Annotated in this window: 23 protein-coding genes; 12 read left to right on the forward strand and 11 right to left on the reverse strand. The window is 66.9% G+C overall.

Features of this window, described 5'->3' with window-relative positions; all coding sequences use genetic code 11:
- Positions 1–12 precede the first annotated feature (12 nt).
- The 4 genes from mfd to ACZ5BH_RS12685 form a co-directional block, all read right to left on the reverse strand.
- On the reverse strand, positions 13–3,480 hold the full coding sequence (mfd, locus tag ACZ5BH_RS12670) for a transcription-repair coupling factor (RefSeq protein WP_464889625.1): 3,468 nt from the start codon (positions 3,478–3,480) through the stop codon (positions 13–15).
- A gap of 322 nt (positions 3,481–3,802) precedes the next feature.
- A complete protein-coding gene (locus tag ACZ5BH_RS12675; protein WP_464889626.1) occupies positions 3,803–4,306 on the reverse strand; it encodes a DsrE family protein in 504 nt (167 codons plus the stop codon).
- Between the two features lie 105 nt (positions 4,307–4,411).
- Positions 4,412–5,164 (reverse strand): TIGR04219 family outer membrane beta-barrel protein, encoded by a 753-nt coding sequence (locus tag ACZ5BH_RS12680; RefSeq protein ID WP_464889627.1) that lies wholly within the window; start codon positions 5,162–5,164, stop codon positions 4,412–4,414.
- 115 nt (positions 5,165–5,279) lie between these two features.
- Positions 5,280–6,188: a carbon-nitrogen hydrolase gene (locus tag ACZ5BH_RS12685; RefSeq protein WP_464889628.1), complete on the reverse strand. Its 909-nt coding sequence runs from the start codon at positions 6,186–6,188 to the stop codon at positions 5,280–5,282.
- Between the two features lie 182 nt (positions 6,189–6,370).
- On the opposite strand from ACZ5BH_RS12685, the gene ACZ5BH_RS12690 reads away from it, so the two are divergent.
- A complete protein-coding gene (locus ACZ5BH_RS12690; protein WP_464889629.1) occupies positions 6,371–6,766 on the forward strand; it encodes a hypothetical protein in 396 nt (131 codons plus the stop codon).
- 357 nt (positions 6,767–7,123) lie between these two features.
- On the opposite strand, the gene ACZ5BH_RS12695 is transcribed toward ACZ5BH_RS12690, so the two are convergent.
- Positions 7,124–8,167: an agmatine deiminase family protein gene (locus tag ACZ5BH_RS12695; protein WP_464889630.1), complete on the reverse strand. Its 1,044-nt coding sequence runs from the start codon at positions 8,165–8,167 to the stop codon at positions 7,124–7,126.
- Positions 8,160–8,540: a hypothetical protein gene (locus ACZ5BH_RS12700; protein ID WP_464889631.1), complete on the reverse strand. Its 381-nt coding sequence runs from the start codon at positions 8,538–8,540 to the stop codon at positions 8,160–8,162. The genes ACZ5BH_RS12695 and ACZ5BH_RS12700 overlap by 8 nt, the downstream gene beginning before the upstream one ends.
- Before the next feature lie 112 nt (positions 8,541–8,652).
- On the opposite strand from ACZ5BH_RS12700, the gene sfsA reads away from it, so the two are divergent.
- From sfsA to lolD, 3 genes are read left to right on the forward strand one after another with little or no spacing between them, the layout of a single operon-like run.
- On the forward strand, positions 8,653–9,366 hold the full coding sequence (gene sfsA, locus ACZ5BH_RS12705; protein ID WP_464889632.1) for a DNA/RNA nuclease SfsA: 714 nt from the start codon (positions 8,653–8,655) through the stop codon (positions 9,364–9,366).
- Between the two features lie 41 nt (positions 9,367–9,407).
- Positions 9,408–10,655 carry a lipoprotein-releasing ABC transporter permease subunit gene (locus ACZ5BH_RS12710; RefSeq protein WP_464889633.1) on the forward strand — a complete coding sequence of 416 codons (1,248 nt, stop codon included), beginning with the start codon at positions 9,408–9,410 and terminating at the stop codon, positions 10,653–10,655.
- Complete coding sequence (gene lolD / locus ACZ5BH_RS12715) at positions 10,648–11,355, forward strand: lipoprotein-releasing ABC transporter ATP-binding protein LolD (RefSeq protein WP_464889634.1); 708 nt, start codon at positions 10,648–10,650, stop codon at positions 11,353–11,355. The genes ACZ5BH_RS12710 and lolD overlap by 8 nt, the downstream gene beginning before the upstream one ends.
- On the opposite strand, the gene ACZ5BH_RS12720 is transcribed toward lolD, so the two are convergent.
- The gene (locus tag ACZ5BH_RS12720) at positions 11,356–11,922 is read right to left on the reverse strand and encodes a DUF2062 domain-containing protein (RefSeq protein WP_464889635.1); all 567 of its coding nucleotides are present in this window, start codon (positions 11,920–11,922) and stop codon (positions 11,356–11,358) included. It lies immediately after the preceding gene.
- A gap of 63 nt (positions 11,923–11,985) precedes the next feature.
- Between ACZ5BH_RS12720 and ACZ5BH_RS12725 the strand changes: the two genes are divergently transcribed.
- The 7 genes from ACZ5BH_RS12725 (at position 11,986) to kdsB (ending at position 19,117) form a co-directional block, all read left to right on the forward strand.
- Positions 11,986–14,295, forward strand: coding sequence for a DNA internalization-related competence protein ComEC/Rec2 (locus tag ACZ5BH_RS12725; RefSeq protein ID WP_464889636.1), 2,310 nt, complete (start codon positions 11,986–11,988; stop codon positions 14,293–14,295).
- A gap of 94 nt (positions 14,296–14,389) precedes the next feature.
- Entirely contained in the window at positions 14,390–15,010 is a 621-nt protein-coding gene (locus ACZ5BH_RS12730) for a MotA/TolQ/ExbB proton channel family protein (protein WP_464889637.1), read from the forward strand.
- Positions 15,011–15,013: 3 nt separating this feature from the next.
- Positions 15,014–15,436, forward strand: coding sequence for an ExbD/TolR family protein (locus ACZ5BH_RS12735; protein WP_464889638.1), 423 nt, complete (start codon positions 15,014–15,016; stop codon positions 15,434–15,436).
- Between the two features lie 4 nt (positions 15,437–15,440).
- Positions 15,441–17,189: a lipid A export permease/ATP-binding protein MsbA gene (gene msbA, locus ACZ5BH_RS12740; RefSeq protein ID WP_464889639.1), complete on the forward strand. Its 1,749-nt coding sequence runs from the start codon at positions 15,441–15,443 to the stop codon at positions 17,187–17,189.
- Positions 17,189–18,187, forward strand: a complete 999-nt coding sequence (gene lpxK / locus ACZ5BH_RS12745) for a tetraacyldisaccharide 4'-kinase (protein WP_464891221.1) — start codon at positions 17,189–17,191, stop codon at positions 18,185–18,187. The genes msbA and lpxK overlap by 1 nt, the downstream gene beginning before the upstream one ends.
- Positions 18,168–18,347: a Trm112 family protein gene (locus tag ACZ5BH_RS12750; RefSeq protein ID WP_464889640.1), complete on the forward strand. Its 180-nt coding sequence runs from the start codon at positions 18,168–18,170 to the stop codon at positions 18,345–18,347. Before lpxK ends, ACZ5BH_RS12750 begins: the two co-directional genes overlap by 20 nt.
- A 2-nt stretch (positions 18,348–18,349) precedes the next feature.
- Positions 18,350–19,117, forward strand: coding sequence for a 3-deoxy-manno-octulosonate cytidylyltransferase (kdsB, locus tag ACZ5BH_RS12755; RefSeq protein WP_464889641.1), 768 nt, complete (start codon positions 18,350–18,352; stop codon positions 19,115–19,117).
- 83 nt (positions 19,118–19,200) lie between these two features.
- Here kdsB and ACZ5BH_RS12760 read toward each other — a convergent pair whose 3' ends face one another.
- The 3 genes from ACZ5BH_RS12760 to galU all read right to left on the reverse strand — a co-directional run bounded on the left by ACZ5BH_RS12760 (position 19,201) and on the right by galU (position 21,901).
- The gene (locus ACZ5BH_RS12760; RefSeq protein WP_464889642.1) at positions 19,201–19,467 is read right to left on the reverse strand and encodes a hypothetical protein; all 267 of its coding nucleotides are present in this window, start codon (positions 19,465–19,467) and stop codon (positions 19,201–19,203) included.
- A 37-nt stretch (positions 19,468–19,504) separates the two neighbouring features.
- The gene (gene amrS, locus ACZ5BH_RS12765; protein ID WP_464889643.1) at positions 19,505–20,620 is read right to left on the reverse strand and encodes an AmmeMemoRadiSam system radical SAM enzyme; all 1,116 of its coding nucleotides are present in this window, start codon (positions 20,618–20,620) and stop codon (positions 19,505–19,507) included.
- 414 nt (positions 20,621–21,034) lie between these two features.
- Complete coding sequence (galU, locus tag ACZ5BH_RS12770) at positions 21,035–21,901, reverse strand: UTP--glucose-1-phosphate uridylyltransferase GalU (RefSeq protein WP_464889644.1); 867 nt, start codon at positions 21,899–21,901, stop codon at positions 21,035–21,037.
- 132 nt (positions 21,902–22,033) lie between these two features.
- Between galU and ACZ5BH_RS12775 the strand changes: the two genes are divergently transcribed.
- Positions 22,034–22,525 carry a low molecular weight protein-tyrosine-phosphatase gene (locus ACZ5BH_RS12775; RefSeq protein ID WP_464889645.1) on the forward strand — a complete coding sequence of 164 codons (492 nt, stop codon included), beginning with the start codon at positions 22,034–22,036 and terminating at the stop codon, positions 22,523–22,525.
- A gap of 125 nt (positions 22,526–22,650) precedes the next feature.
- Here the strand turns inward: ACZ5BH_RS12775 and rne are convergent, their stop codons facing one another.
- Positions 22,651–25,527 carry a ribonuclease E gene (rne, locus tag ACZ5BH_RS12780; protein ID WP_464889646.1) on the reverse strand — a complete coding sequence of 959 codons (2,877 nt, stop codon included), beginning with the start codon at positions 25,525–25,527 and terminating at the stop codon, positions 22,651–22,653.
- Position 25,528 lies beyond the last annotated feature (1 nt).

Here is a 25,528-nt window from a genome sequence, read left to right on the forward strand (position 1 = left end):
GGTGTCGCGCCCCTATGCCGCTTCGCTCTTCTTGCCGAGTTCTGTCAACAGTTCCTCGAGGATGGCAAAACGATCCTCGGCGTCCGGCAAGGTTTTGACGATGCGCAGCTTGTCGTTGCCGTCGAGGCGGTAGGTGTCGGGCTGGCCCTGGATGAGCTGGATGATGCGCATCGGATCGATGTCGGGTTCCTCGCCGAAGACAAGGCGCCCGCCGCTGGCGCCAAGATCGATCTTCTCGATGCCGAGGGGCGTGGCCAGCAGTTTGAGCGCAGTGATGCGGAACAACGTCTGGAGCGGCTCGGGGAGCAGGCCGAAGCGATCGATCATCTCCACCTGCAGTTCGCGCAGTTCGGCCTCGCTTTCGGCGCTGGCGATGCGCTTGTAGAGGATCAGGCGCTCGTGCACGTCGGGCAGGTAGTCCTCGGGAATCAGGGCCGGCACGTGCAGGTTGATCTCGGTGGCGTGATGCAGGGGCTGCTCCAGGTCCGGTTCCTTGCCTTCCCTGAGGCTCTGCACGGCGCGTTCCAGCAGTTCCGTGTAGAGCGAATAGCCGATTTCCATGATCTGGCCGCTCTGTTCGTCGCCCAGCAGTTCGCCGGCGCCGCGGATCTCGAGATCGTGGGTGGCCAGGGTGAAGCCGGTGCCCAGGGATTCGATGGATTCGATGGCCTCCAGGCGCTTGCGGGCGTCTTCCGAGAGGGCCTTGCGGTTGGGCACCAGCAGGTAGGCGTAGGCCCGGTGGTGGGAGCGGCCGATCCGGCCGCGGATCTGGTAGAGCTGGGCGAGGCCGAACTTGTCGGCCCGATCCATGATCAGGGTGTTGGCGGTGGGGATGTCGATGCCGGTTTCGATGATGGTGGTGCACACCAGCAGGTTGAAGCGCTGGTGATAGAAGTCGGACATCACCTGTTCCAGTTCCCGCTCGCGCATCTGGCCGTGGGCGATGCGCACGCTGGCCTCCGGCACCAGCTCGGCGAGCTTCTGCGCCGTCTTCTCGATGGTCTCCACCTCGTTGTGCAGGTAGTAGATCTGGCCGCCGCGGCGGATCTCGCGCAGGCAGGCCTCGCGGATCAGCGCCGGCTTGGGCTCGGCGACGAAGGTCTTGATGGCCAGCCGCCGCGCCGGCGGCGTGGCGATGATGGCCAGATCGCGGATCCCCGACATGGCCATGTTGAGGGTGCGCGGGATGGGCGTGGCGGTGAGGGTCAGCACGTCCACCTCGGCGCGCAGGGCCTTGAACTTCTCCTTCTGGCGCACGCCGAAGCGGTGTTCCTCGTCGATGATCACCAGGCCCAGATTTTTGTATTTCACGTCGTCCTGGAGCAGCTTGTGGGTGCCGATGACGATGTCCACCTTGCCGGCCGCCAGATCGGCGATCACCCGATCCTGGGCCTTCTTGCCGCCGAAGCGTGACAGGGCCTCGATGCGCACCGGCCAGTTGGCGAAACGGTCGCGGAAGTTTTCCAGGTGTTGCCGGGTGAGCAGGGTGGTGGGCGCGAGCAGGGCCACCTGCCGGCCGGCCTGCACGGCCACGAAGGCGGCGCGCATGGCCACTTCGGTCTTGCCGAAGCCCACGTCGCCGCAGACCAGCATGTCCATGGGCTTGTCGTCCTGCATGCGGGCCAGCACCTGATCGATGGCCGCCTGCTGATCCGGGGTCTCCTCGAAGGGGAACTCGGCGGCGAAGGCCCGCCAGGCCATTTCGTCGAGGGGATAGCGGAAGCCGGTGCGGGCTTCGCGCCTGGCGTAGATGGCCAGAAGCTCGGCGGCCACGTCGCGCACCTTTTCCCGGGCCTTGCGCTTGGCCTTCTCCCACTGGCCCGAGCCGAGCTTGTGCAGGGGCGCGTTCTCGGGCGCGGCGCCGGTGTAGCGGCTGATCAGGTGCAGGGAGGCCACCGGCACGTAGAGCTTGTCGCCGCCGGCGTATTCCAGGGTCAGGAACTCGGTGGGCGCGCCGCCCACCTCCAGGGTCTGCAGGCCGAGATAGCGGCCCACGCCATGGTCTTCGTGGACCACGGGAGCGCCCACGCTCAGTTCGGCCAGGTTGCGGATGATGGCGTCGCTGTCGCGGGTGGACTTGCGCCGCCGCCGGCGCTGCAGCACCTGCTGGCCGAAGAGCTGGGGCTCGGCGATCACGGCAAGCGGCGGATCGGTGAGCAGCAGGCCCTTCTCGAGCGGGGCCACGGTGATGGCCAGCGGCACGTCGCTGTCGAGAAAGGCGGGCCAGTTGTCCACGGCAGCGGGGTGGATGTCGTGGCCACGCAGCAGATCCAGCAGGTATTCCCGCCGGCCGGTGGTTTCCGCGGCGAACAGCACCCGCCCGTCGAAGCCGCGCAGGAAGTCTTCCAGCACGGCCACGGGATTCTCGGCACGCACGTCGAGGGTCAGCGCCGGGGGCTTGCCGGTGGCGAAGTTGTCGCCGGCCTTCTCCAGCTCGAAGGCCTGGTAGCGGATCCGCGGCCGGGCGCGGAAGGCGGCGAACAGTTCGGGCACCGGCAGGAAGACCTCGGCGGGCGGCAGCAGGGGGCGTTCGCGATCGTGGCGCAACTGCGCGTGGCGCTCGCCGATTTCGGCCCAGTGGGCCTCGGCGGCGCCTTCCACCGACTCGGTGGTGACGATGGTGGCCGAATCGGGCAGGTAGTCGAACAGCGTGGCGGTGCGTTCGAAGAACAGCGGCAGGTAGTAGTCGATGCCGCCGGGCGCCATGCCGTTGCTCACCTCGCGGTAGAGAGGCGAGTCCTGCGGGTTGCCCTCGAAACGGGCGCGGAAGGCCTGGCGGAAGCGGCTGATGCCGTCCGGATTGAGGGGGAATTCCCGGGCCGGCAGCAGTTCGATGCGCTCCACCTTTTCGATGGAGCGCTGGGATTCGGGGTCGAAGCTGCGGATGGAGTCGATTTCGTCGTCGAACAGCTCGATGCGGTAGGGCAGGGGGCTGCCCATGGGATAGAGATCCAGCAGGGCGCCGCGCACGGCGAATTCGCCGTGCTCCATCACCGTGGCCACGCAGCGGTAACCGCTGCGCTCCAGGCGCTGGCGCATGGCTTCCAGATCCAGGGTGTCGCCGGTGGCCAGCAGCAGGCTGTGGGCCTGCAGGTACTCGGGCGGCGCCAGGCGCTGCATCAGCGTCTGGGCCGGCGCCAGCAGGATCCCCTGGCGCAGATCCGGCAGCCGCGCCAGACAGCGCAGCCGCTCGGAAACGATGTCCTGGTGGGGGGAGAAGACGTCCCAGGGCAGGGTTTCCCAGTCGGGGAAGGGAAGGATCGGCAGATCCGCCCCGTCGAGGAAGAAGCGCAGGGCGGTCTCGAGCTGCTGGGCCTCGGCCGGGCTGCCGGTGACCACCAGCAACGGTCCGCCGGCCCTGCGTGCCGCCGAAGCGATGGCCAGCGCCGGCCCATTGCCATACAGGTGCCCCCAGTCGCGGATCTCGCCGGGCTTTTCGGGCAGGCGGGGGTGAAGGGGGCTGATGCGTTCGTGAGTCATGCAGGCGCGGCGCGTGAATGGTGAAAACCCCGTATTTTACACCGCAAACGGTTTTTCTGGGGTGATTTCAACGGGAAGACGATCGGGGCAGCGTCGAGAGCTGCGATAGGCGGGCCTGCCAGGATTTTCCAGCTAACCACCAATCGGTTACCTGTCACCGGAATATCGCGGCGGGGGCGCCACTCCTACTTGAGTAGCGCATGGTCGCGGCTTGGGCCGCTCCTGCGGTTTTCAGAGCCCTATGGCGCGTGTCGACCAACAAAACTCAGTGATCTCCGTGCCTCTGTGCCCTCCGTGTTCCTTCCACTCACCTCTCGACGAATCAGCGAATCTCCTCGAGACTGAAGCGTTTTTCCATGACGGTGGGGGCGATGAGGGCGTAGCCCTGCTGTTGCCAGTGGGCCAGCTCGGTGATGGCGGAGGGGACCACTTCGATGAAGTCCTGGAAGTCGTCGATCCGGTAACCGTAGTCGGCGGCGGCGAGGCCGCAGACCTTGAAGCGGACGCCGAGCTGGGCGTAGTAGCGCATGCGATCCACGGCATTGCGGTATTTTTCGTAGTTGTGTTTCGCCACGGTGACGATTTCGGTGCCGTGGATGACGACCACCAGATCCATCATCTCCGGGGCGAAGCCGTAGGGTTCTTCCATCAGGGGGTTGATCAGGGAGCGGATCCAGTAGAGGGCGGCGTGGATCTTCTGCGGATCGTCGAAGTAGAAGTCGAAGACCACCTTCGGCTCTGCATAGGGCGTGGCAACGAAACGGGCCGGGTCGGCGCGCGCGGGCAACAGCAACAGCAGGAGGAGACAGGCGGTAAGATAGCGCATGGGACACCTCCATCGGGTGTCGGGAGATACGCTGAGTATAGACGGCCCCGCGGCCGGCGGTGGCGAAGGCGACGGACGGCACTGGCCGCCCGTCGCCGACGGGGATCAGAACTTCAGGTAGAGGCCGGCAAACGGGCCACTGAACTTGATGTCGGCGGTAATTCCCGCAACGTCGTCCAGGGTGTAAACCTGGCTGCGGTATCCCGCCTCGACGCCCAGCAGAAATGCGCTGGTGTAGGCGACTTTTGCCGTGAAATCCGACACCGTGGTTCCCGAGTATGTGACGTAGGCCATTTCCGCGGAGAGCAACAGGCCCGGCATCGGGGAGGCGCCGACCAGGCCATAGACCATGGGAATCGTTGCGCTGGCGCTGTCCGAGGTGGTGCCGCTGAGGCTGCCCGTGGCCGTGTAGCTCAGATCAAGCAGTTTTGCGTTCAATCCGAGATCGAGGCTGACCACGTTGTCGAGGATTTCCCAATAAAGGGTGATGTCCGTCTGGTCGAAGCTGGCGCTGCTGGTAACGTCTTCGCTGGCACTGTAAGTCGTGCCGTTGATGGTGATGCTGCGGGTCAGGGTGCCGGCGCCACTGTGCTCGACATTGACCTTGGAAAGCCGAATGTTGGGCAGAATGGGAATCGGGTGCTCGAGGGTGGCAAAGAAATAGTTCTGATTTTCGTCGCCCCAGTACAGATCGTTTTCGATATCGACGTTGATATTGTCACTGGTCTTGCGGAAATAACCGGTGGGGCTGTCCTTCCAGATGCCGGCGCCAACGGAAAAACCGATGAAGTCCGCGCTGGCAAGACCGGGGGTCAAAAGCAGGCTGCCCAGAAATGCAGTGGTAATCAGTGTTTTCATGCAACGTGTTCCTCGTTTTTTGTCCATGACGGGTGGCTCCCACCTTACCTGACGCCATATCGGCAGGTGAGGCTGGGAACTTTAACGAAATTTTGTCGGGAGAAAAATGGAACCTTCAGCGGTTTTTCGTCGTCGCCTCGTCGCGATAGCGGCGCAGGAGGTCGTGGTAGGCGTCGATGCGCCGGTCGCGCAGGAAGGGCCAGATCCGGCGCACCTGCTCGGCGCGGGACAGATCGATCGCCTGGATCAGGATTTCCGGCTCGTTGGGCGGGGCTTCGGCGAGGATCTCGCCCTGGGGGCCGGCGATGAAGCTGTGGCCCCAGAAGTCGATGCTGCCGCTGCCATCGGGCGCGGTTTCGGTGCCGATCCGGTTGCAGGCGAGCAGGGGCAGGCCGTTGGCGATGGCGTGACCGCGCTGCACGGTGCGCCAGGCATCGAGCTGGCGGGCCTTCTCGTCCTCCTCGTCTTGCGGATCCCAGCCGATGGCGGTGGGGTAGAGCAGCAGTTCGGCGCCCGCCAGGGCCATCAGCCGGGCCGCTTCCGGGAACCACTGATCCCAGCACACGAGCACGCCGAGCCGGCCCACGGCGGTGTCCACCGGCGTGAAGCCGAGATCGCCGGGCGTGAAATAGAACTTCTCGTAGTACCCGGGATCGTCGGGGATGTGCATCTTGCGGTAGCGGCCGGCCAGGCGGCCGTCGCTGTCGAAGACCACGGCGGTATTGTGATACAGGCCCGGGGCACGCCGTTCGAACAGGGAGGCGACGATGACCAGCTCCAGTTCCCGGGCTAGGGCGCCGAGGGCCTCGCTGCGGGGGCCGGGAATGGGCTCGGCCAGGTCGAACAAGGCCGGATCCTCGGTCTGGCAGAAGTAGGGCGTATCGTGCAGTTCCTGCAGCAGAACGAGACGCGCACCGCGGGCCCGGGCCTCGCGCAGGGCGGCATCGACGTGATGCCGGTTGGCGGCCGGATCGGGACTGCAGGCGTGTTGCACGAGGGCCACGGTCAACGAAGGGTGATTCATGGGGCGGTGGACTCCGGCCTCAAGGGCGTGCTGGATGTTGGACCAGCAGCCAAAAGCGCATCAAGACAAAAAGCCGACTTCGCCAGGGTTTGAAGCGGCCTGCACACTGGAATCCGGAACGGCGATTCCGCTGCCTTGGAGTATACTGCTCCCCTGTGCGTCACGGAAAGCCGGAGGAAAACATGCCGTTCCCGCGATACCTGTTGTTGATCCCCATGCTGCTGTCCCTGCTGGGCTGTGCCGCCCAGGAACAGCAGCGTCATTTCAACGAGACCGCCTTCGCCTTCGAGCGAGCCATCCGCTGGCAGACGCTCGACGATGCCGCGGCCTTCCAGAAGAAACCCCAGTCCATCTCGCCACGGCAACGGGCGCTGATGAAGTCGATCAAGGTCACCGGCTACGACGTGATCCGCACCAGCCCGGCGGGCAAGAACAGGCTGCGGCAGGTGGTGGAGATCCGGTATTACAACGAGCACCGGGCCATCGAGCGGAACATGAGCGTGGAGCTGGAGTGGGAATACGATCCGGAACGGGAGCGGTGGCAGCTGGTGTCGAAGTTGCCGGAGTTTGGGGAGTGAGGCAAATCGCGGCTTGCGCCGCTCCTACAGGGGTGGTCGTTTTCAGAGTAGGAGCGGCGCGAGCCGCGATGAACGGTGGCCGGCAACGCAGGCCATGGGCGAGTGTCTGATGACGGGGAAAACCGAATACCTTTCCCGGCCACCCGCTGCTGGATGATCGCGGCTTGCGCCGCTCCTACAGGGGTGGTCGTTTTCAGAGTAGGAGCGGCGCGAGCCGCGATGAACGGTGGCCGGCAACGCAGGCCATGGGCGAGTGTCTGATGACGGGGAAAACCGAATACCTTTCCCAGCTACCCGCTGCTGGATGATCGCGGCTTGCGCCGCTCCTACAGGGAGGGGCGTTTTCAGAATGAAGGATCAGGGGAGGGTGCCGGCGGGCAGTTGCATGGTGAGGCAGTGGAGGCTGCCGTTCTGGCGGATGAGGGGGCGGCAGTCGATGCCGATGATCTCCCGGTCGGTGAAGGCCCCGGAGAGCGTGGCCATGGCCATGGCGTCGTGGGGATCGGCATACAGGGGGACCAGCACCGCCTCGTTGATGATCAGGAAATTGGCATAGCTGGCGGGCAGGCGCCGGCCCCGGTCGAAAATGGGGGCCGGGATCGGCAGTTCGAGGATGCGGTAGGGGCGGCCTTGGGTATCGCGCAGGGCGGCCACTTCCTCGCGCAGGGCCCGCAGTTCCCGGTAGTGCCGGTCGTGGGGATCGTCGCAGACGGTGACCGCCAGGGTGCCGGGATCGCAGAAGCGTACCAGCATGTCCACGTGACCGTCGGTATCGTCGCCGTCCAGCCAGCCGTGGGTCAGCCAGTGGATCCGCTCGACGCCCAGGTACCGGTTCAGCCGTTCGGTGAGGGCGGCCTGGTCGAGGCCGGGATTGCGTCGCGCGTCGAGCAGGCAGGAGACGGTGGTCAGGAGGGTGCCTTCGCCGTCGGTGTCGATGGCCCCGCCTTCGAGCACCAGATCGATCCGTTCTAGGGGCACTTCGTCGAAGACGCCCTCGGCATGCAGGGTGGCGGTGATGGCATCGTCCCGCGCATGGGGGTATTTTTCGCCCCAGCCGTTGAAGCGGAAGTCCAGGAGGCGGGGCTGGCCGGCCTCGTGCACGGTGAGGGGGCCGAAGTCGCGGGCCCAGGTATCGTCGGACGGGGCGATGGCGTAACGGATCCTCCGCTGATCGATGCCCGCGGCCTTGAGGCGGCGGGAGACCTGGATCTGATGGGGGCCGTCATGGCAGACCACCAGCAGCCGTTCCCGGGGCGTGATGGCCCGGGCCAGGTCGAGACAGACGTCTTCAACGGCAGGCAGATCCGCGGCCCAGTCGGTGCCGGCATGGGGCCAGACCAGCAGCACGCCGTCCTGCTCCGCCCATTCGGGGAGCAGGCGGCGCTGGCTAGCGTCAGTCACCTGGGGCAGGGGCGGGCGCCGGTGCCGGTTCGGCGTCCGGGACGCTGGGCCGGGGGATGCCGGCGGCGTTGGGCACGGCGTCGATCACGTATTCGTATTCGAAATAGACCGTGAAATCGTCGTAGACCCAGCGGGTGATGGGCGGCTCGCCCACCGAGGGCAGACGCTCGCGGGGCGGGCCGAACTTCGCTTCCACCTGTTCCATGGTCATGCCGCGGCCGGGCAGGGTGATGCGCACCGGCGCCGGGGCCGCTGCCGGACTGGCCGCGTCGGCAGCCTCGGCGGCGGGTGCCGGGATGCTGAGGGTGTCGGCCGGCAAGGGACCGGCCAGGACCAGGAACAGCAGGCTGAGAGGCAGCAGGGGGCGGGGCATCGCGGGCTCCTTGGTGGTTTTTCAAAGGAATATACTCTATCAATGACTTGCAGGCAAAACCTCAGATCATGTCTCCATTCCACCAGCGGTCGGCTGAACCGGCGCTGAACCCGTGCGTTTTCCCTCTCCCCTGATTCCGGCCACCCTGATCCGGCGCTACAAGCGCTTCCTGGCCGACGTGCGTCTGGACGACGGGCGGGAGCTGACGGTGCACACCCCCAACACCGGCGCCATGACCGGTTGCGCCGAGCCCGGCAGCCGGATCTGGCTGCGCGACACGGGCAATCCCGCCCGCAAGTATCCCCTGGCCTGGGAGCTGTCCACGACGCCTGGCGGCGCCCTGGTGGGCGTCAATACCCATCTGGCCAACCGCCTGGTGCGCGAGGCCATCGAAGGGGGCGTGATCCCGGAACTGCGTGGCTATGCCCGGATCCGCCAGGAAGTCCGTTACGGCGAGGAGGGCAGCCGCATCGATCTGCTGCTGCAGGAACGGGGGCGCGCCGACTGCTACGTGGAGATCAAGAGCGTGACCCTGGTGCGGGGCGAGGGCGAGGCGGCCTTTCCCGATGCGGTGAGCGCCCGCGGCAGCAAGCATCTGCGGGAACTCGCCCACATCGTGCGCGGTGGCGACCGGGCGGTGCTGCTGTTCTGCGTGCAGCGGGCCGATGCGCGCCTCGTGCGCCCGGCCGCCGACATCGATCCGCTCTATGCCCGGACCCTGGCCGAAGCCCGGCGGGCGGGTGTGGAGATCCTCGCCTGGCGGGCCTCGGTGTCGCCGCAGGCCATCGAACTCGACACCCGCCTGCCGGTGGAGATCGAGGGCTGAGCGGTAACGGCGGGCGGTTTTTTGTGGTTTAATGCCGCCCCATGTTCCGTCCCCTGGAAATCGCCATCGGCCTGCGCTATACCCGCGCCAAGCGCCGCAACCATTTCATCTCCTTCATCTCCCTGACCTCGATGCTCGGCATCGCCCTGGGCGTGACTGCGCTCATTACCGTGATGTCGGTCATGAACGGCTTCGAGAAGGAAGTGCGCGGGCGCATCCTCGACATGGTTTCCCATCTGACCGTGACCGGTTTCGAGGGCCGCCTGCGCGACTGGTCCGACGTGGTCATGCAGTTGCGGGAGAATCCCCAGGTGCTCGGCACCGCGCCCTACGTGGAGGCGCAGGGGATGCTGATCCACGGTCGCAAGGTCCAGGGCACCCTGATCCGGGGCATCGATCCGGCGCTGGAGCCGGCGGTCTCCAACGTGGGCCGCAAGATGGTGGCGGGCACGCTGGATGGGCTTCAGCCGGGCCGTTTCCGCATCGTGCTCGGCCGGGATCTGGCGCGCATCCTGCGCGTGGAGGTGGGCGACAAGGTGACCCTGGTCACGCCCAGCGCCAACGTCACGCCGGCCGGCGTGATGCCACGCCTCAAGCAGTTCACGGTGGCCGGGATCTTCTACGTGGGCATGTTCGAATACGACAGCTCGCTGGCCCTGATTCATCTGGCCGATGCCCAGCGCCTGTTCCGCCTCGGTGAGGCCGTGACCGGGGTGCGGGCCCGGCTGAAGGATCTCTTCCGGGCCCCGCAGGTGCGCTACGAGCTGCAGCAGGGCGGCCTGATGGACTACTGGGTGCGGGACTGGAGTTCCTATCACGCCAACTGGTTCCGCGCGGTGAAGATCGAAAAGCGCATGATCTTCCTCCTGCTGCTGCTGATCGTGGCGGTGGCCGCCTTCAACATCGTCTCCACCCTGGTGATGCTGGTCACCGACAAGCAGAGCGATATCGCCATCCTGCGCACCCTGGGCGCCAGCCCGCGCAGCATCATGGGGATCTTCATGGTTCAGGGCACGCTGATCGGCTTCATCGGCACCCTGCTGGGGATCGTCGGCGGCGTGAGCCTGGCGCTCAATCTGGATACGGTGGTGCCCTTCGTCGAGCGGCTGTTCGGCTTCCACATCCTCGATCCCGGCATCTACTACATCAGCGAACTGCCCTCGGATCTGCACTGGGACGACGTGTGGACCATCGTCGGCGTGGCCTTCGTGCTGGGCCTGGTCTCGACCCTCTATCCGGCCTGGCGCGCCAGCCGCGTGCAGCCCGCGGAGGCCCTGCGCTATGAGTGAGCCGGCGATCATCCTCCGCTGCCAGGGGCTGACCAAGACCTTCCTTCAGGGGCCCGAGCCGGTGGAAGTGTTGCGTGGCATCGATCTGGCCGTGGCCGCCGGGGAGCAGGTGGCCATCGTCGGCGCCTCCGGCTCCGGCAAGAGCACCCTCCTGCACCTGCTCGGCGGACTGGACGTGCCTACCGCCGGCGAGGTCACCATCGGCGATCAGTCCATGTCGGCCCTGGACGAGGCAGGCCGGGGGCGGTTGCGCAACCGCATGCTGGGCTTCGTCTACCAGTTCCACCATCTGTTGCCGGAGTTCACCGCCCTGGAGAACGTGGCCATGCCGCTGCTGATCCGCGGCGAGCCGGTGGCCCGTGCCGAGGGGCGGGCCCGGGAGGTGCTCGAGCAGGTGGGGATCGGCCACCGCCTTGGTCACAAGCCGGGGGAACTCTCGGGCGGCGAGCGCCAGCGCGCCGCGGTGGCCCGGGCCCTGGTCACCCGGCCCGCCTGCGTGCTGGCCGACGAGCCGACCGGCAACCTCGACAGCCATACGGCGGCCCAGGTGCATGATCTGATGCTGGAACTGAATCGCCGCCATGCCACCAGCTTCGTGGTGGTGACCCACGATCCGCGCATCGCCGCGCGCATGGATCGGGTGCTGAAGATGACCGACGGCGTTCTCGAGGAAGTAAAGGATATCAATAACTTGTCGTAACTACTTCAGGTGGTCTTCAGGGTTTGCCTGAAGTTTCGCCGCTTCCCGTTCGAGCCGTTTCCGGCGCCGTTCCCGCAAGTGGGAAATCACGTGCAGCCGCCAGAACAGGCGGGTCAGGCCGTAGCCGCCGGCCGCCGAGATGCTGCCGACGATGAAGCAGCCCAGCAGCAGGGGCTGCCAGATCAGGCGCAGTTCGTGTTCCATCCACTCCCAGCTCAGGGAGAAGTTCACCGGGTGCAGCGGCGCGCCGAGGATCCACGTGCCCACCTTGTAACAGAAGTAGAACATGGGCGGGATGGTGATCGGATTGGTGATCCAGACCAGACCCACGGCAATGGGCAGGTTGACCCGGAACACGATGGCCGCGGCCGCGGCCACCAGCATCTGGGTGGGCAGGGGAATGAAGGCGCAGAACAGTCCCACCGCCATCGCCCCGGAGACGGAGCGGCGGTTGAGGTGCAGCAGGTTGGGATCGTGCAGCAGCTTGCCGAAGAGCCGGTTGAGCAGGCGGTGGTTGCGGATCTTCTCGTGATCCGGCATATAGCGTCTGAAGAATTTGCGGGACATTGAGGTTGGAATGGAAACCGGCCTTCGACGCGCCATTATCGCCCATTTGTCAGGGAATCGACAGTGAACGGCTGGCTGTCGCGCAGCCTGGCGTTCGCCGCCGGATGCCTGCTTCTGCAGGGCTTCGCCGCTCTGCCGCCGTTGTGGCTGGTGACCGCGCTGCCGCTGCTGCCCCTGCTGGCGCGCCCCTTTCCCCGACCCCTGCCTGCCGGCCTGCTGTGGCTGCCGGCCGGTTTCCTCTGGGCACTGTTCCAGGCCCATCTGCTGCTCGACGAGAACCTGCCTCCCCGGGCGGAAGGGGTGGATCTGTGGCTCGAAGGGCGGATCGCCTCCCTGCCGGCTCGCACCCCCCGCCGGGTCCGTTTCGAGCTGGCCGTGGATTCGGCCCGCCTGGCGGCGACAGGGCAGCCGGTGGCGATGGTCTCCCGGGTGCGGCTGAGCTGGTATGGCCGCTTTCCGGATCTCGTCCCCGGGGAGACCTGGCGGCTGCGGGTTCGCCTGAAGCGGCCCCACGGCTTCCGCAATCCCGGCGGTTTCGACTACGAACGCTGGCTGTTCCGCCACGGGATCCGGGCCACCGGCTACGTGCGCGCCGATCCCGGCAACCGGCGCCTGGCGACGGCCCGGGGAGACGTCGTGAACCGTCTGCGTCACGGCTTGCGCCAGCGTCTCGAGGCATGGCTGCCCGACACGCCGGCCGCCGGCCTGTTGCAGGCCCTGGTGGTGGGCGATCGCAGCGACATCGGCGAGCAGGAATGGGCGGTGCTGCGCGCCACCGGCACCAATCATCTGATGGCCATCTCCGGCCTGCACATCGGCCTGCTGGCGGGTCTCGGTTTCTGGCTGGGACGGTGGCTGTGGCGGTTCTCCGGCCGGGGCCTGCTGTGGCTTCCGGCACCCCGTTTCGGGGTGCTGACCGCCCTGTTCCTGGCCACCGGCTACGCGGCCCTGGCCGGCTTCTCGGTGCCCACACAGCGGGCCCTGATCATGGCCGCCGTGGGCCTGCTGGCCCTGTGGCGCTATCGCCGGGTGGCCAGCGGCCAAACCCTGGGCCTGGCCCTGTTGCTGGTGCTGGCGTTCGATCCGCTGGCCGTCCTGGATCCCGGCCTCTGGCTCTCCTTCGCGGCGGTGGGGCTGATTTTCTATGGTCTGCAGGGCCGCCTGCGGGCCGCCGGACGGCTCGGCCAGGCGTTGCGGGTCCAGTGGTGGATCTCTCTGGGCCTGCTGCCCCTGTTGCTGCTGCTCTTCGGCCAGGCATCGCTGATTTCGCCCCTGGCCAACCTGCTGGCGGTGCCCCTGGTGGGGCTGCTGGTGGTGCCCCTGGCACTGCTCGGCAGCCTGCCGGGATTGATCTGGCCGGTGGGCGGCGAGTTTCTGCTGGCGGCCGGCACCTGGCTCATGCAGGGGATCCTGAGCGGCCTCGGCATCCTGGCCGGCTGGCCATACGCCCAGTGGGGCGGGGCGACGGTCTCGGGCTTGGCCACCGTCCTGGCCCTGGCGGGCATGCTGCTGTTGCTCATGCCGAGGGGCATGCCCGGGCGGTTCGCCGGCGCGCTGCTCCTGCTGCCGCTGCTGTTTCCGCCGTCCTCGGGGCCGCCTCCCGGGCAGGCCGACTTCACCCTGCTCGACGTGGGACAGGGACTGGCGGCGGTGGTCCGCACTCGCGGGCACGTGCTGATCTACGACACCGGGCCCCGCTTCGGGCCGGACTTCGAGGCGGGCAGTGCGGTGGTGGTGCCCTTTCTGCGGGCGGCGGGCATCGGCAAGATTGATCGGCTGCTGATCAGCCATGGCGACAGCGATCACCGTGGTGGCGCCGCGGCCATCCTCCGTGCACTGCCGGTGGCCGACTTTCTGGCCAGCCGCAGGCTCACCATCGGCGGGCGCCGCTCGCGGCCCTGCCGGGCGGGGGAGGGCTGGGAATGGGACGGGGTGCGTTTCGACCTGTTGCACCCGCAGGCAGGTGAAGGCCGGGGCAACGATGCCTCCTGCGTGCTGCGGGTGGCCGCCGCCGGCCGGGTGCTGCTGCTGACCGGCGACATCGAACGGCCCGCCGAGCGACGTCTGGTGCGGCGCCTGGGCACGGCCCTGCGGGCGGACGTGCTGGTGGCGCCACACCACGGCAGCCGCAGTTCCTCCAGCCCGGCCTTTCTGGAGGCCGTGCGGCCCCGCTGGGTGCTGTTTCCGGTCGGCTATCGCAACCGTTACGGTTTTCCCGATCCCCGCGTGCGGGCACGCTATGCGCAACGGCGCGTCCGCATGCTGGCCAGCGCGGCCTGCGGCGCCGGTGCCCTGCGGCTTGGCGGCGAGCCCCTGCAGATGCGCTGCTACCGCCGCGCCGCGCGCCATTACTGGCATGATCCCGGACCCTGAACCGGTCGTTTGTCCTCGGCCTGTCCAGTCTGCTAAAGTTGCCGCACTGCGAAACACCCCGTCCTCATCTTCAACCCCAAGGAAACCTCACATCGTGTTCGAGATGGTTCAAGCGGGCGGCTGGCTCATGCTGCCCATCCTGTTGTGTTCGGTCATCGCCCTGGCCATCGTCGGCGAACGCTTCTGGTCCCTGCAGACGAAACGCATCACGCCGCCCAACCTGGTGGCCCAGGTCTGGCAGTGGCACAAGTCCGGCAGTCTCGATGACGAGCACATCCAGGCGCTGGCGAAGAACTCCCCCCTGGGCCGGATCCTGGCGGCCGGCCTGGTCAACCGCCACCATCCGCGGGAGATCATGAAGGAAGCCATCGAGGACGTGGGCCGCCAGGTGGTGCACGAACTGGATCGCTATCTCAATACCCTGGGCACCGTGGCCGCGGTGACGCCCCTGCTGGGCCTGCTCGGCACCGTGATCGGCATGATCAAGGTCTTCGCCGCCATCACCGCCCACGGGGTGGGCAACCCCGGCGTGCTGGCCGGCGGAATCTCCGAGGCCCTGATCACCACCGCCGCCGGCCTGTCGGTGGCGATTCCCAGCCTGATTTTCTACCGTTATTTCCGTGGCAAGGTGAACGGCCTGGTGCTCAAGATGGAAGAAGAGGCCCTGAAGATGCTGGACGTGATGCACGGCGAGCGGGAAGCCCGGGAGCCCTGAGTCATGCGCCTGCAAGACAACCGCCGGGACGAGGAGCCGGAGGTCAACCTCACGCCACTGATCGACGTGGTGTTCCTGCTGCTGATCTTCTTCATGGTCTCCACCACCTTCGACAAGCAGGCGGAACTGAACATCGAGCTGCCGGAAGCCAGCGGCAAGGTCACCGAGACCAGGCAGTTCAAGGTGGAAATCAGCATCGACGCCCAGGGCCACTATTTCATCAACAACCGGCGGGTGCGCGACGAGAAGCTGGCCACCCTCAAGCGGGCCCTGTCCGACACGGTGGAAGGGCATGACAGGCCGCAGCTGATCATCAGCGCCGATCGCAAGACGCCCCACGAATACGTGATCCGCGCCATGGATGCCGCCCGCCAGCTCGGGCTCACCCACCTGACCTTCGCCACCCGGCAGTCTGCCCAGGACTGATGGCATGAGCCGCGCGGACGCCCAAGCCGACGGGGTGGCCATCTACCGTCGCCTGCTGCGCTACGTGCGCCCCTACATCGCCATGTTCCTGCTGGCGGTGCTGGGCATGATCCTCTTTTCCGGCACCGAGGCGGCCTTCGCCCGCATCATCCAGCCGCTGCTGGACGACGGCTTCGTGGCCCGCGATCCCAAGGCCCTCACCTGGATCCCGACCCTCATCATCGCCATCTTTGCCCTGCGCATCGTCAGCAACTTCCTCTCCGACTACGGGATGAACTACGTGGCCCGCAGCGTGATCCGGGATCTACGCCGGGAGATGTTCGCCCAGCTCATGCGCCTGCCGGTGCGCTTCTACGACACTACCTCGTCCGGCAACCTGCTGTCGAAGCTGCTCTACGACGTGGAGCAGCTGGCCTTCGCCACCTCCACCGTGATTACCATCATCATCCGCGACAGCCTCACCATCCTGGCCCTGCTGGGCCTGTTGCTGTACTACAGCGTGGAGCTGACCCTGATCCTGCTCGCCGCCGCGCCGCTGCTGGTGTGGCTGGTGATGTTCGTCAGCAAGCGTTTTCGCAAGCTCAGCCGCCGCATCCAGGAATCCATGGGCGATCTGTCCAGCGTCTCGGAGGAGATCATCGGCGCCCACCGGGAGATCCGGGTGTTCGGCGGACAGGACTACGAGGCCCGCCGCTTCGCCGACATCAACCAGCGCAACCGCCGCCAGTTCCTCAAGCTGGCCGTCACCAATGCCCTCAGCTCGCCGGTGATCCAGTTCATCGTGGCGGTGGCCTTCGCCCTCATGATCTATTCGGCCTTCGAGCTGGATCTGCAGGTGGGCGAGTTCGGTTCCTATCTCACGGCCATGCTCCTGCTAATGCAACACGCCAAGCGCCTGACCTCGGTCAACGTCAACCTGCAACGGGGCATCGCCGCTGCCCAGAGCGTGTTCGAGTTTCTCGATCAGGCGCCGGAACGGGACACGGGCACGCTGGCCCTGCCGCGGGCGCAGGGCGCCATCCGTTACGAAGGCGTCTCCTTCCGCTATCATCCCGATGCCGAACCGGTCCTGCAGGACATCGATCTCGACATCGCCCCCGGCGAGACGGTGGCCTTCGTGGGCCGCTCCGGGGCCGGCAAGACCACCCTGGTCAACCTCCTGCCGCGCTTCTATGAGGCGGACACCGGCTGCATCCGCCTCGACGGCCACGACATCCGCGAACTGCGCCTGGCCAACCTGCGCAGCCACATGGCGCTGGTCAGCCAGCACGTGACCCTGTTCAACGACACCATCGCCCACAACATCGCCTACGGCGCCCTGGACACCGCCAGCCGGGACGATCTGGTGCGCGCGGCGAAGGCCGCCCACGCTCTGGAATTCATCGAGAAGCTGCCCGAGGGCTTCGACACCCTGGTGGGGGAGAACGGCGTGTTGCTCTCGGGCGGCCAGCGCCAGCGCCTGGCCATCGCGCGGGCCATCCTCAAGGATGCGCCGATCCTGATCCTCGACGAGGCCACCTCGGCGCTGGACACCGAATCGGAACGTCACATCCAGGCGGCGCTCGAGGAGCTGATGCAGAACCGCACCACCCTGGTCATCGCCCACCGCCTGTCCACCATCGAGCGGGCGGATCGCATCGTGGTCCTCAGCCAGGGCCGCATTGTCGAAAGCGGGCGGCATGACGAGCTGCTGGCCCGGGGAGGGCACTACGCCGCCCTCTACCGTCACCAGTTCAGCGAGGCGGTGCCGTGATCGCCGATCGGCTGCCCCAGATCTGGTATTCCCGCAACGGGCTCAGCCAGGCCCTGCGGCCTCTCTCGTGGCTGTTCTGCGGGCTGGTCAACCTGCGTCGCCTGCTCTACCGCCTGCGGATCCTGCCTTCCCGCCGCCTGCCCGTGCCGGTGATCGTGGTCGGCAACCTCACGGTGGGCGGCACGGGCAAGACGCCGCTGGTGATCGCCATCGCCCGCATTCTGCGCGAACACGGCTACCGGCCCGGCATCGTCAGCCGGGGCTATGGCGGGCGGGCCCGCCGCTGGCCCCAGCAGGTGCGCCCCGACAGCGATCCGGTGATGGTGGGAGACGAGCCGATCCTGATCGCCCGCCAGACCGGCTGCCCCATGGCCGTGGGGCCGGAGCGGGCCGAGGCTGGCGAGGCGCTGCTGCGCCACAACGACTGCGACATCCTGCTCTGTGACGATGGCCTGCAGCACTACGCCCTGCGCCGGGATCTGGAAATCCTGGTGATCGATGGCGAGCGCCGTTTCGGCAACGGCCTGTGCCTGCCGGCCGGCCCCCTGCGCGAACCGGTACGGCGGCGCGAGACAGTGGATTTCCTGATCTGCAATGGCACTTCGGCCCATTCGGGCGAGCTGCCCATGCGCTATCGTATCGGCGATCTGGTCAACCTGGCCGATCCGACTCGCCGCGTGCCGCTGTCGGACTGGCAAGGACGACCGGTGCACGCGGTGGCCGGCATCGGCCATCCGGCGCGCTTCTTCGAAACCCTGGAGCGGGCCGGGCTGCAGGTGACGCGCCATCCCTTCGCCGATCATCATCCCTACACGGCGGCCGATCTCCATTTCGGCGACGACCGGCCGGTGGTGATGACCGAGAAGGATGCGGTAAAGTGCCAGCGGTTCGCCCGCGCCAATCTGTGGTATCTGCCCATCGAGGCGCAACTGCCCGCTGGCTTCGCCCAGCATTTCATCAACCGGATCGAGGCCCGACATGGACAAAAACCTGCTTGATATCCTCGCCTGCCCTGTCTGCAAGGGGCCCCTGATCTACGATCAGGAAAAACAGGAACTGATCTGCAAGACCGACCGCCTGGCCTTCCCCATCCGTGACGACATCCCGGTGATGCTCGAGGACGAGGCGCGCCAGCTCGAAGCCGACGAGGTCAGCTGAGCGTGGCCTTCCGGGTCGTCATTCCGGCCCGGTACGCCGCCAGCCGGCTGCCGGGGAAGCCGCTCCTGCCGCTGGCCGGCCGGCCCATGATCGCCCATGTGCACGACTGCGCGCGCCGCAGCGGCGCGCAGACGGTGATCGTGGCCACCGACGATGCGCGCATCGCGCAGGCGGCCCGGGATTTCGGCGCCGACGTGCGCATGACCGCCGACACCCATCGCTCCGGCACCGATCGCCTGGCGGAAGTGGTCGCCGCCGAAGGCTGGGCCGACGACACCATCGTGGTCAACCTGCAGGGCGACGAACCCCTGATGCCGCCGGCCTGCATCCGCCAGGTGGCCGAAGCCCTGGCCGCCCATCCGGAGGCCGACGTGGCCACCCTCTGCACCCCCGTCCACCATCCGGCCGAGCTGTTCGATCCCCACGTGGTCAAGGTGGTGCGCGATGCGGCCGACCATGCCCTCTATTTCAGCCGCGCGCCGATCCCCTGGCACCGGGACGAATTCGCCGGCGATCCCGACACCCTGCCCGCCGACACGCCCTTCCTGCGTCACATCGGCCTGTACGCCTACCGCGCCGGCTACCTGCGCGACTACGTGACCGCCGCCCCGGCGCCGCTGGAGCGGGCCGAATCGCTGGAGCAGTTGCGTGTGCTGTGGCACGGCGGGCGCATCGTGGTGCCCGTGGCGGAGGCGATCCCCGGCCCGGGAGTGGACACGCCGGACGATCTGGCCCGGGTGGAACGGATCCTGTTGGGGGAGGGGACGTGAATCGCGGCTCGCGCCGCGCCTACAGGTAGCCGCCCGGAATCATCGCTGTAGGCGCGGCGCCCTCGCCGCGACCTGCATCTGACTCACTCGATCAGATCCAGCGCCAGAAACTCGCTGGACAGCTCCGTGCGATCCTCGTTGAGCACCGGAATGGTGTAGGTGACCGGCGAGCGGCGGGTGGCCTCGCCGTGCTGGTTTGGCTGGATGGTGGGGGTCTCGTCGATGCCCTGCAACACGAGGGAAGGGCCGTCTTCGAGCACTTCGATCACCTGGCAGCGCTGGCCCTGGTGGATCATGCGCAGGCCGATGAGGCTGCGCAGCTGTTCGAGGGTGATGATGATTTCGCTCATGGGGCGGATGGTCGGGTCGTTACCCGGCCATTTGACCTCATGCCGCGAAATCCCGCAAGCGTATCGGAATGCGCTTGGCGCCCCAGTCGCCGGGCCTGGCCTCGAACACCCCGGCACAGGGCGTGCCGCATTGGTTGCAGCGGCCCTGCGCATCCAGGTTCCAGGTGGAGAGCACGTACCAGTCGCGGCCGATCAGCTTCTGGCCGCACTGGTGGCACCAGGTGCTCTGGCCTTCCTCGTCATGGACGTTGCCGGTGTAGGCGTAGCGGATGCCGTTGTCCATGGCGATCTTGCGGGCCTTGATCAGGGTTTCCATCGGCGTCGGCGGCACGTCCAGCATCTTGTAGTCGGGATGGAAGGCGGTGAAGTGATGGGGCACGTCGGGCCCGAGTTCCTTCACCACCCATTTCGTCATGGCGTCGATTTCCTCGTCCGAATCGTTCCAGCCCGGAATCAGCAGGGTGGTGATCTCGAACCACACATCGGTTTCGTGCTTGAGATAGACCAGCGTGTCGAGTACCGGTTGCAGATGGCCGCCGGTGAGCTTGTAGTAGAACTTCTCGGTGAAGCCCTTCAGATCCACGTTGGCGGCATCCATGTGGGCATAGAACTCCTTGCGCGGTTCGGGGCTGACGTAACCGGCCGTGACGGCCACCGACTTGATGTCCTTCTCGTGACAGGCATCGGCCGTATCGATGGCATACTCGTGGAAGATGACCGGGTCGTTGTAGGTATAGGCCACGCTGCGGCAGCCCGTTTCCGCGGCAGCCCGGGCGATGGTCTCGGGAAAGGCCTCGTCCGCCAGGGTATCCACCTCGCGGGACTTGCTGATGTCCCAGTTCTGGCAATACTTGCAGGCCAGGTTGCAGCCGGCGGTGCCGAAGGAGAGCACGGGGGTGCCTGGCAGGAAGTGATTGAGGGGCTTCTTCTCGATGGGATCGATGGCAAAGCCGCTGGAGCGGCCGTAGGAGTTCAGCACGATCTGGTCGTGGCGGTTCTCCCGCACGAAACACAGGCCCCGCTGGCCTTCATGGAGCTTGCATTCCCTGGGGCACAGATCGCACTGGATGCGGCCGTCCTCCAGCTTGTGCCAGTAGCGGGTGGCGACCACGTGGGGATCACCGTCGATGATCTGGCGTTGGTGGTTGTTCATGGGGCGATAGGCGGGTTGCTGGATCGAATGATTCCAGAATGGGGGCAAATCCGGGGCATTGCAAGGCCCGGCTGTCATGAAATGCCGGTATGGAAATTGCGCGATCGGGCAGTCGGCGAAGGGAGGTGGAAGTAACGCAGAGTGCGCAGAGACGCAGAGATCACAGAGGGCTGGTAAGTCTGTTCTGTCGGATTCAGGTGATTCTGTTGATGGCAAGCAATCTTGCTCGTCTTCGCCTTTCTCGGCGTTCTCTGCGTCTCTGCGCCCTCTGCGTTATTTGCAGGCCGTAGGGCGGCTCAAGCGCAGCGGAGCCGCCATCTCGGGATGACACTTTTTGCCGGCTCCGCTGCGCTTGAGCCGGCCTACACACGCCCCACACCGGAGCCGTTTGTGTCAGCACAATTTTGCGACGTTTCAGCCCTTCTTCACCAGGCTGGCCACCTCGGCCGGGGCGCGGGACTTGCGGTAGAGATGCTCGTAGCAGTAGTTGGTGGCCTGGACGAAGCCGTCCACGCTGCCGCAGTCGAAGCGGCGGCCCTTGAAGCGGTAGGCCATCACGCAGCCGCGCTGGGCCTGGGCCATGAGGGCATCGGTGAGCTGGATTTCACCGCCCTTGCCGACCGGGGTCTCGCGCAGCAGATCGAAGATGTCCGGAGTGAGAATATAGCGGCCGATGATGGCCAGGTTGCTGGGCGCCTCGCCGGGCGCCGGCTTCTCCACCATGGTCTCGACCCGGTAGATGTCGTCGCGCACTTCCTCGCCCTTGATGATGCCGTACTTGTCGGTCTCGCCGGCGGGCACTTCCTCGATGGCCACGATGGTGCAGCGGAACTGCTTGTAGAGCTGGACCATCTGGGCCAGCACGCCGTCGCCGTCGGTGATGCAGAGGTCGTCGGCCAGCACCACGCCGAAGGGCTGATCGCCGATCAGGGTCTCCCCGGTCAGGATGGCGTGCCCGAGGCCCAGCATCTGTTTCTGGCGGGTATAGGTGAAGGTGCAGTTCTGGATCAGGTGACGGATGTCGGTGAGGCGATCTTCCTTGTCGGTGCCGGCGATCTGCGCCTCCAGCTCGTAGCTGATGTCGAAGTGATCGGGGATCGCCCGCTTGCCGCGCCCGGTGACGAAGGCCATGTCGGTCATGCCGGCCTGAAAGGCCTCCTCGACGCCGTATTGCACCAGGGGCTTGTTGACCACCGGCATCATTTCCTTGGGCATCGACTTGGTGGCCGGGAGGAAGCGGGTGCCGTAACCGGCAACGGGAAAGAGGCATTTGCGGATCATCGGTCCTTGTCCTTCTCAGGTGGTCCTGTGCGGAAAAACCGCTTGGAGTGTGCCAACATTCGCTGGCTCCGGCAATAGGCCGAAGGCATAATGTGCGCCCGTATCCGTGTAACCCGAAAAGGTGTCCGTTCGATGAAAACCGACAAGATTTCCGTGCTCTTCGTCTGCATGGGCAACATCTGCCGTTCGCCCATGGCCGAGGGGGTGTTCCGGCGGCGGGTGGAGGAGGCGGGCCTGGCCGAACGGGTGCATGTTGACTCGGCGGGCACCCATGCCTACCACGTGGGCGAACCGCCCGATCCGCGGGCCCGGGAGACGGCCTCGCGCCGCGGCATCGAGCTGGATGCGCTGCGGGCCCGGCGGGTGACCCATGAGGATCTCGGCCTGTTCGATTTCGTGCTGGCCATGGATCGGGACAACCTGGCCATCCTGCACGACATGGCCGAGGAGGCGCATCGGGAGCGGATCCGCCTGTTCATGGAGTTTGCGCCGGAGATGAAGGTGCGGGAGGTGCCGGATCCCTATTACGGCGGGCAGGGGGGCTTCGATCAGGTGTTCGATCTCGTGGAGGCGGCGGCCGAGGGGTTGCTGGCGGAGATACGCCAGCACCTCGAATCCCGCTGACGAATCGGGATAAGCGGCAGCGTTCCTGCCCACGCAAGAAAACGGGGAGCCTTGGCTCCCCGTTTTCTTGCGGGTTGACCGCTGCCGGGTTGAAAAAGCCCAGGATGGGCTTTTTCAACCGCCTGTTAGTGACTGCCGCTCTCGTCAGCGGCCCGGGCCGGTTTTTCCGCATTTTCCTCGGCCGGTTTCAGGTATTCGGGCTTGGTGAACACCTGCTGGAGTTTCGGCTCTTCGCGTTTGGCGGCCGGGGCAGGAGCCGTTTGGCCGGCGCCGGACGGTTTCGCCTCGTTCGCGGAAGGCGCGGCGGCCGGCTTGTCCTGAGCGGCGGTGTCCGCCGGCCGGCTTTTGGCCGCAGGGGGCGCGGCGTTGTCGGCCGACCTGGCGGCCTTGTCCGGCTCGGCGGGGGCGGGTTCGACGGCCTTCGGCACGGCGTTTTCCGGCACGTTCGCCGCACTTTGTGCCGCAGGTTCGCTGGCAGTCCTTGCCGGCGCGGCGTCAGCGGCGGAGTTCTGTCTGCTCTCGCTCCTGGGTTCGGGCTGCGCCTCGGGCCGGGATTCGCTGGCCGCTGGCTGGGCGGTGTCGCTGGTCGCTGCTGCCGGTGCGTTTTCGGTGGCGGGCGCGGTTGCCGGGGCCTCGCGTTCCGCCGTGGCCGCCCGGGACTCGTTCGGGGCATCCGCCGTGGCGGCGCTGTCGCCTTGCGACTTGCGGCGGCGGCGACCACCGCGGCGGCCGCGGCGGCTGCCGGAGCCGGTGCTGGCGCCCTGTGTCTGTCCCTGGGTCGAAACGGGGGCCGAAGTGGTGGTGTCGGGCTGCTCGCCGGTCACGCTGGCCGCCTCGGGCGCCGCGGTTTCGGCACCGCCGTTGCCGCCGCTGCGACGGGCCTGGCGGGCGGCCTGGGCTTCCTCGTTGGCCCGCTGCGCCATCTGCCGTCCCTGCTGGCGGGCCTGCACGCTTTCGTTACGGCGGGAACCGGCCCCCTGGCCGCCGCCACGGCGGCCACCCGCCTGCCGTTGTTGCGCAGCCGGCTTTTCGCCACCGCTGGCGGCGGCCGCTTCCGGCTTGCTGCGCGCCGGCCGGGTTTCCTTCTCCTGGGCGGCCTGGCGTCCGCCGCCCTGGGCCGAGCCACCGCGGTTGCGGCCGCCCTGCTGACCACCGCGTCCCCGGCCCTGCTGACCGCCGCGGCCGCCGCGCTGGCCCTGCTGGGCGCCCTTGCCACGGCGCCCGTTGCTGCGGCTCTTGTTGCCCGATCCGGCCGTTTTCCGGGCCGGTTCCGGCTCGCTGCCCTTGCCGAACAGGGCCCGCCACAGGCGCACGAACAGCCCCGGTTTCCCGGCGGCGGGAGCCGCTTCCTCGGTTTTCGCTTTGGCCGGCGTGCTGGGCGCCGGCCGGGGCGTGGCCGGGGCCACCGACTTGACGGCAGGCTCCTCGACCGGCTTCTGCTCGCTGACGGCGCCCTGGGCCGCTTCGGCTTCCTCTTCGGGATTGTGGGTGGCCAGTTCGTAACTCGGATGCTTGCTGACCTCGCCGTCCTCGCCCTCGCGGATCCGCTCCACGTCGTAGTGGGGGGTGTCGAGGTGGGTGTTGGGCACCAGCAGGATCTGCACCTTCTGGCGCTTTTCGATGTCGGAGAGGATCCGGCGCTTCTCGTTGAGCAGGAAGGTGGCCACGTCCACCGGCACCTGGGCGATGACCTTGGCGGTCTTCTCCTTCATCGCCTCTTCCTCGATCACCCGCAGGATCGACAGGGCGATGGATTCCACGCCGCGGATGGTGCCCTGGCCGCTGCAGCGGGGGCAGACCATCTGGCTGGACTCGCCCAGCGAGGGGCGCAGCCGCTGACGGGACATCTCCAGCAGGCCGAAGCGGGAGATCCGGCCGATCTGGACCCGGGCGCGGTCCATCTTCAGGGCCTCGCGCAGGCGGTTTTCCACCTCGCGCTGGTTGCGGGCCGGGGTCATGTCGATGAAGTCGATGACGATCAGGCCGCCCAGGTCGCGCAGGCGCAGCTGGCGGGCGATTTCGTCGGCCGCCTCGAGGTTGGTGTTGAGCGCGGTTTCCTCGATGTCGCCGCCCTTGGTGGCGCGGGCCGAGTTGATGTCGATGGAGACCAGGGCCTCGGTGTGGTCGATGACCAGGGCGCCGCCGGAGGGCAGGCGCACCTCGCGCTGGAAGGCCGATTCGATCTGCGACTCGATCTGGTAGCGGGTGAACAGCGGCACCGGATCCTGATAGAGCTTGATCTTGTTCAGGTTGTGGGGCATCACCTGGGCCATGAACTCCTTCGCCTGCTCGTAGACGGAGGGCTCGTCGATCAGGATCTCGCTGATGTCGTTGCGCAGGTAGTCGCGGATGGTGCGGGTGATCAGGTTGCTTTCCTGATAGATGAGGAAGGGCGCGGGACGCTCCTTGGCGGCTTCCTCGATGGAGCGCCACAGGTTCAGCAGGTAGTCGAGGTCCCACTGCAGCTCCTCGACGCTCTTGCCCACACCGGCGGTACGGATGATGACCCCCATGTCGGAGGGGATCTGGAGCTGGTTGAGGGCTTCCCTGGCCTCGGCCCGTTCCTCGCCCTCGATGCGCCGGGAGACCCCCCCGGCGCGGGGATTGTTGGGCATCAGCACCAGGTAGCGGCCGGCCAGGCTGATGAAGGTGGTCAGGGCCGCGCCCTTGTTGCCGCGCTCCTCCTTGGCCACCTGCACGACCACTTCCTGACCCTCGCGCAGCACGTCCTTGATGTTGACCCGGCCGGAGGTGTCGGCGTCGGGGCGGAAGTAGGTGCGGGAGATTTCCTTCAGGGGGAGGAAGCCGTGACGTTCGGCGCCGTAGTCGACGAAGGCGGCTTCCAGGCTGGGCTCGATGCGGGTGATTTTGCCCTTGTAGATGTTGGATTTCTTGCTTTCCCGCTGAGCGGTTTCGATGTCGAGATCATAGAGTTTCTGACCGTCGACGAGCGCCACACGCAGCTCTTCCGGCTGCGTGGCGTTGAACAGCATTCTTTTCATG

The sequence above is a fragment of the Thioprofundum lithotrophicum genome (genome assembly GCF_055387065.1).

Coding starts and splice junctions, on each gene's coding strand:
- mfd (WP_464889625.1), bottom strand. CDS start 3,480: ATGACTCACGAACGCATCAGCCCCCTTCACCCCCGCCTGCCCGAAAAG.
- ACZ5BH_RS12675 (WP_464889626.1), bottom strand. CDS start 4,306: ATGCGCTATCTTACCGCCTGTCTCCTCCTGCTGTTGCTGTTGCCCGCG.
- ACZ5BH_RS12680 (WP_464889627.1), bottom strand. CDS start 5,164: ATGAAAACACTGATTACCACTGCATTTCTGGGCAGCCTGCTTTTGACC.
- ACZ5BH_RS12685 (WP_464889628.1), bottom strand. CDS start 6,188: ATGAATCACCCTTCGTTGACCGTGGCCCTCGTGCAACACGCCTGCAGT.
- ACZ5BH_RS12690 (WP_464889629.1), top strand. CDS start 6,371: ATGCCGTTCCCGCGATACCTGTTGTTGATCCCCATGCTGCTGTCCCTG.
- ACZ5BH_RS12700 (WP_464889631.1), bottom strand. CDS start 8,540: ATGCCCCGCCCCCTGCTGCCTCTCAGCCTGCTGTTCCTGGTCCTGGCC.
- ACZ5BH_RS12710 (WP_464889633.1), top strand. CDS start 9,408: ATGTTCCGTCCCCTGGAAATCGCCATCGGCCTGCGCTATACCCGCGCC.
- lolD (WP_464889634.1), top strand. CDS start 10,648: ATGAGTGAGCCGGCGATCATCCTCCGCTGCCAGGGGCTGACCAAGACC.
- ACZ5BH_RS12720 (WP_464889635.1), bottom strand. CDS start 11,922: ATGTCCCGCAAATTCTTCAGACGCTATATGCCGGATCACGAGAAGATC.
- ACZ5BH_RS12735 (WP_464889638.1), top strand. CDS start 15,014: ATGCGCCTGCAAGACAACCGCCGGGACGAGGAGCCGGAGGTCAACCTC.
- msbA (WP_464889639.1), top strand. CDS start 15,441: ATGAGCCGCGCGGACGCCCAAGCCGACGGGGTGGCCATCTACCGTCGC.
- ACZ5BH_RS12750 (WP_464889640.1), top strand. CDS start 18,168: ATGGACAAAAACCTGCTTGATATCCTCGCCTGCCCTGTCTGCAAGGGG.
- ACZ5BH_RS12760 (WP_464889642.1), bottom strand. CDS start 19,467: ATGAGCGAAATCATCATCACCCTCGAACAGCTGCGCAGCCTCATCGGC.
- amrS (WP_464889643.1), bottom strand. CDS start 20,620: ATGAACAACCACCAACGCCAGATCATCGACGGTGATCCCCACGTGGTC.
- galU (WP_464889644.1), bottom strand. CDS start 21,901: ATGATCCGCAAATGCCTCTTTCCCGTTGCCGGTTACGGCACCCGCTTC.
- ACZ5BH_RS12775 (WP_464889645.1), top strand. CDS start 22,034: ATGAAAACCGACAAGATTTCCGTGCTCTTCGTCTGCATGGGCAACATC.
- rne (WP_464889646.1), bottom strand. CDS start 25,527: ATGAAAAGAATGCTGTTCAACGCCACGCAGCCGGAAGAGCTGCGTGTG.